General features: G+C 68.8%; 3 protein-coding genes. All 3 read left to right on the forward strand.

Annotated features, from left to right (window positions below; all coding sequences use genetic code 11):
* The coding region (gene metH, locus VGK78_RS03765; RefSeq protein ID WP_331526022.1) for a methionine synthase at nt 1–3,249 on the forward strand (3,249 nt) is incomplete at its 5' end.
* A 9-nt stretch (nt 3,250–3,258) separates the two neighbouring features.
* Nucleotides 3,259–3,924, forward strand: a complete 666-nt coding sequence (locus VGK78_RS03770) for an HAD family phosphatase (RefSeq protein ID WP_331526024.1) — start codon at nt 3,259–3,261, stop codon at nt 3,922–3,924.
* Between the two features lie 398 nt (nt 3,925–4,322).
* Nucleotides 4,323–5,918, forward strand: a 1,596-nt coding sequence (locus tag VGK78_RS03775) for an ABC transporter substrate-binding protein (protein WP_331526023.1), incomplete at its 3' end; no start/stop codon positions are given.

A 5,918-nucleotide genomic window follows, 5' to 3' on the forward strand; every position in this document is an offset into this window, starting at 1 on the left:
GCGGACGCCCTCATCGTCGAGACGATCTTCGACACCCTCAACGCCAAGGCGGCGATCGTCGCGGCCGAGACGCTCTTCGACGAGCACCGCCGGCGCTGGCCGGTGATCGTGTCCGGCACCATCACCGACGCGAGCGGACGCACGCTGTCCGGGCAGGTGACCGAGGCGTTCTGGAACTCCATCCGCCACGTCCGCCCGCTCGCCGTCGGCCTGAACTGCGCGCTCGGGGCCAAGGACCTCCGGCCGTACGTCGCCGAGCTCTCCCGGGTCGCCGACTGCTTCGTCTCCGCGCACCCGAACGCCGGCCTGCCGAACGCGTTCGGTGAGTACGACGAGACCCCGGACGCCATGGCCGAGGTGCTGGGGGAGTTCGCCACCAGCGGACTGCTCAACATCGTCGGCGGCTGCTGCGGCACCACCGCCGACCACATCGCGGCGATCGCCGACGCCGCGAAGGGAGTCACGCCGCGCACGGTGCCCACGATCGCCCCGGCGATGCGGCTCTCCGGGCTGGAGCCGGTGACGATCACCGAGGACAGCCTCTTCGTCAACGTCGGCGAGCGCACCAACATCACCGGCTCGGCGCGCTTCCGCAAGCTGATCAAGGACGGCGACTACGACACCGCCCTCTCGGTCGCGGCCCAGCAGGTCGAGGCCGGGGCGCAGGTCATCGACGTCAACATGGACGAGGGCATGATCGACGGGGTCGCGGCGATGGACCGCTTCCTCAAGCTGATCGCCTCCGAGCCCGACATCTCCCGGGTCCCGGTGATGGTCGACTCCTCGAAGTGGGAGGTGATCGAGGCCGGCCTGAAGTGCGTGCAGGGCAAGGCGATCGTGAACTCCATCTCCATGAAGGAGGGCGAGGAGGCGTTCATCGAGCACGCGCGGCTGTGCCGCCGGTACGGCGCTGCCGCGGTCGTGATGGCGTTCGACGAGGACGGGCAGGCCGACAACCTGGAACGCCGTACCGCCGTGTGCGCGAGGGCCTACCGGATCCTGACCGAGCAGGTGGGCTTCCCGCCCGAGGACATCATCTTCGACCCCAACGTGTTCGCGGTGGCGACCGGCATCGAGGAGCACGCGTCGTACGGCCGTGACTTCATCGAGGCCACCCGCTGGATCAAGCAGAACCTGCCCGGTGCCTTGGTCTCCGGCGGCATCTCCAACGTCAGCTTCAGCTTCCGCGGCAACAACCCGGTGCGCGAGGCCATCCACGCGGTGTTCCTGTACCACGCGATCGAGGCCGGCCTCGACATGGGCATCGTGAACGCCGGCGCCCTCACCGTCTACGACCAGGTCGACCCCGAGCTGCGCGATCGGATCGAGGACGTCGTGCTCAACCGGCGGCCGGACGCGGCGGAGCGGCTGCTCGAGATCGCCGAGCGTTTCAACGTCGCCGCGGGGGAGGCCGACGAGGCCGCCGAGGAGTGGCGTGAGCTGCCGCTGCGGGAGCGCATCACGCACTCCCTCGTGAAGGGCATCGACGCCCACATCGTGAGCGACACCGAGGACCTCCGGCAGGAGATCTCGGCCGCGGGAGGGCGACCGATCGAGGTGATCGAGGGCCCGCTGATGGACGGCATGAACGTCGTCGGCGACCTGTTCGGCTCGGGCAAGATGTTCCTGCCCCAGGTCGTCAAGAGCGCCCGGGTGATGAAGAAGGCGGTCGCTCACCTCATCCCGTTCATCGAGGAGGAGAAGGCCAACGACCCGGAGCTGGCCAAGCAGAAGGACACGAACGGGACGATCGTCACCGCCACCGTGAAGGGCGACGTGCACGACATCGGCAAGAACATCGTCGGGGTCGTGCTGCAGTGCAACAACTACGAGGTGATCGACCTCGGCGTGATGGTGCCCGCCCAGAAGATCCTCGACACCGCGCGCGAGGTCGGCGCCGACGCGATCGGGCTGTCCGGCCTGATCACCCCCAGCCTCGACGAGATGGTCAACGTCGCGACCGAGATGCAGCGCCAGGGGTTCACGCTCCCGTTGCTGATCGGCGGCGCCACGACCTCGCGCGCCCACACCGCGGTCAAGGTCGACCCCCGGTACGACGGTCCCGTCGTCTGGGTGAAGGACGCGTCGCGGTCGGTGCCGGTCACCGCCGCACTTCTCCACGACCGCCAGCGCGAGAAGCTGCTCGCCGACGTGAAGGCCGACTACGACTCGCTGCGCGCCCGGCACGCCGCCAAGAACGACCGGCCCCTGGCCACCCTCGACGAAGCCCGAGCGGCGCGCACCCCGATCGACTGGCAGGGCTACCGGCCGCCGCGACCGCACCTGCTCCTGCAGCAGGACCACGACGTCTCGCCCATCACCGGGCGCCGCGGCGCGACCCAGCACGTCCGGGTGTTCCGCAACGCCGACCTCGGCGAGATCCGCCGCTACATCGACTGGCAGCCGTTCTTCAACGCCTGGGAGATGAAGGGCTCGTTCCCCGAGATCCTCGAGGACCCCGACTCCGGTGAGACTGCGCGCAAGCTCTACGACGACGCCCAGGCGATGCTGACCCGGCTGATCGAGGAGCGGTGGCTCACCGCGCACGGGGTCGTCGGGCTGTTCCCGGCCAACTCCGTCGGCGACGACATCGAGGTCTACCTCGACGAGACCCGCGGCGAGCCGCACGCCGTACTCCACCAGCTGCGGCAGCAGGGCGCTCACCGGGCCGGCGTACCCAACCGGAGCCTGGCGGACTTCGTCGCACCCAAGGAGACCGGGCTCAAGGACTACGTCGGGCTGTTCGCGGTCACCGCCGGGATCGGCGCGCAGGACAAGATCCTCGAGTTCAAGAAGGACCTCGACGACTACTCGGGCATCCTGCTCGAGTCGCTGGCCGACCGGCTCGCCGAGGCCTTCGCCGAGCGGATGCACGAGCGGGTCCGGCGAGAGGTGTGGGGCTATGCACCCGACGAGCACCTCGACAACCGGCAGCTGATCAAGGAGCAGTACGCCGGCATCCGGCCCGCACCCGGGTACCCCGCGAGCCCCGACCACACCGAGAAGCAGACGCTGTGGGACCTGCTCGACGTCGGCACGCACACCGGCATGGAGCTCACCGACTCGATGGCGATGTGGCCCGGCGCCTCGGTCTCGGGCATCTACTTCAGCCATCCCGAGTCGCAGTACTTCGTCGTCGGCCGACTCGCGCCCGACCAGGTCGCTGACTACGCCGAGCGGAAGGGCTGGACCCTGGCCGAGGCGGAGCGCTGGCTGTCCGCCAACCTCGGCTACGACCCGGAGGACTGACCGTTGTCGGTGCACGCATCAGGGCGCCGGATCGACTCGTACGCCGCGGTCCTGTGGGACATGGACGGCACGCTGGTCGACACCGAGCCGTACTGGACCCTCGCCGAGCTCGCGCTCGCCGACCGGTACGGCGGCACCTGGTCGGCGGAGCAGTCCCTGGAGGTCGTGGGGTTCGATCTCCTCGACGCCGCCCGGCTCATGCGCGAACGGATGGGGATACAGCCGCCACCGGAGCAGATCGTCGAGGAGATGCTCGACTCGGTGATCGAGCGGGTCGAGCGTGCCGTGCCGTGGCGACCCGGGTCGCTGGAGCTGCTCACGTCGCTGCACGAGGCCGGAGTGCCCTGCGCGCTGGTGACCATGTCGTACACGCGCTTCGTCAAACCGATCCTGGAAGAGCTCCCGCCCGGGACCTTCGCCGCCGTCGTCACCGGTGACACCGTGGACCGCGGCAAGCCCCACCCCGAGCCGTACCTGACCGCCGCCCGGGAGCTCGACGTGCTGGCCTCCGAGTGCCTGGCGATCGAGGACTCCGACACCGGCGCCACCTCCGCCGCCGCGGCGGGATGCACCGTGCTCTGTGCGCCGCTGCACGTACCGGTACCACCTGGCCCGCGCCGGGTGTTCACCGACTCGCTGGTCGGGCTGTCCGCTTCATCCTTCCTGCCCGATTGAGGCTCTGCCCGCGCGCTGGTTTCGTGACGCGTCGCCGAGCCGCTCCTTCGTCGCGTCTCAGCCGACGCTGCGGTTCCTGAGGAGCCGAGGGACGAGGCGTCTCGAAGGGCAACCTCCCGCCCTCTTCGCAACCTCGCAAGCTCGGTTGCGGGGCGTGGGTTTCGTGACGCGTCGCTCAGCCCTCGCAGGCTCGGTCTGAGCCGACGCTCCTCAACCTCCCGCCCTTTTCGGAGCCTCGCAAGCTCGGCTCCGGGGCGTGAAAATCGTTGTGGGATCGCGACCTCGCCGACCCCGGCGGTGATGGACCCCATCCTGGCCAGCCGCTATGTTCTCGGGACGGATGCGCCGTCCGGAGGTGGGCTCGGCGCTGCACATTGAGAAGAACGAGGGGAAGACTCGTGATCCGACACAAGCTCATGGCGGTAGCGGGGGCCGGCGTGCTCGCCGTGGCCCTGGCCGCCTGCGGCAGCAGCAACAGCAGCGGGAGCAGTGCGTCCGGCGGCGGGACAGGTTCCCCCTGGATCCTCGGCACCACCGACACGGTGACGGCGCTGGACCCGGCGGGGTCCTACGACCTGGGCTCGTCCACGCTGGAGTACAACCTGTACCAGACCCTGGTGACGGTCCCGCCGAACTCGACCCAGATCGTCGGCGACGCCGCGAAGTCGTGCACGTACGACGACCCGCAGACGCTGACCTGCAAGCTCAACCCGGGGGAGAAGTTCTCCAACGGCGACGCCCTGACCTCGGCCGACGTGAAGTACAGCTTCGAGCGAGCGATCAAGATCCAGGACGCCAACGGTGCCGCCATCTACCTGCTGGGCAGCATCACCGACACCGCCAAGAACGGCACCGTCACGCTCAACAAGGGCGCCATCGAGACCCCTGACGACACGACCGTCGTCTTCCACCTCGACCACCCGGACACGACCTTCCAGTACGTCCTGACCTACCCCGGCGCGGCCGCGATCGTGGACCAGGACGTGTTCCCGGCCGACAAGAAGCTCGCGGACGACAAGATCATCGGCTCCGGTCCCTACAAGCTGGACCAGTACAAGGCCGGCGACCAGGCCGTGCTGTCGCTGAACCCGAACTACACCGGCCCCAACGCGGGCAAGACCGGCCAGGTCTTCGTGAAGTACTACTCCGACCCCACTGCCCTGGCGCTGGCCGCCAAGAACGGTGAGGTCGACGTCGCCTGGCGCAGCCTGGCCCCGACGGACCTCGCCAACCTGAAGAAGGACTCCAACGTCACCGTCGCCACCGGCAAGGGCTCCGAGATCCGGTACTGGGTCTGGAACGTCGGCGAGGGAGTCGGCAAGCAGCTGGCGGTCCGCCAGGCGGCGGCACAGGTCTTCGACCGGGAGGCGATCGCGAAGAACGCCTACGACGGCACCGTCGACCCGCTGTACTCCATCGTGCCTCCGGGCTTCGGAGGCCAGAAGGACTCCTTCAAGGCTGCCTACGGCTCGCCCGACGTGGCGAAGGCCAAGCAGATCCTGCAGAAGGCCGGCATCCAGACGCCGGTCAACCTGACGGTCGGATGGACACCCACCCACTACGGCCCGAGCACCGAGGACGAGGCCAACGAGGTGCAGCGCCAGCTCGAGGCCAGCGGGCTGTTCAAGGTGACGCTGAAGAGCACCGAGTGGGAGCAGTACCAGACGATCTACAAGCAGGGTGCCTACGACATGTGGATCCTGGGCTGGTTCCCGGACTACCCGGACGCCGACGACTACCTGTCGCCGTTCATGGTCGACGGTGGCTTCTTCCAGAACGGCTACAAGAACGCCCAGGTCGACAAGCTCGTCTCGCAGGAGCAGGGCACGTCCGACCAGGCCAAGCGGCAGCAGATCTTCGGTCAGCTGCAGGACATCGCCGCCAGGGACGTCCCGTTCATCCCGTCGTGGGTGGGGCAGAACACCGCCGTCTACGGGAAGGGCATGTCCGGCGTCGAGAGCACGCTCGACCCGTCGTTCATCTTCCGGTTCTGG

Origin of the sequence: Nocardioides sp. (assembly GCF_036503465.1) — a bacterium.
Taxonomy (GTDB): domain Bacteria; phylum Actinomycetota; class Actinomycetes; order Propionibacteriales; family Nocardioidaceae; genus Nocardioides.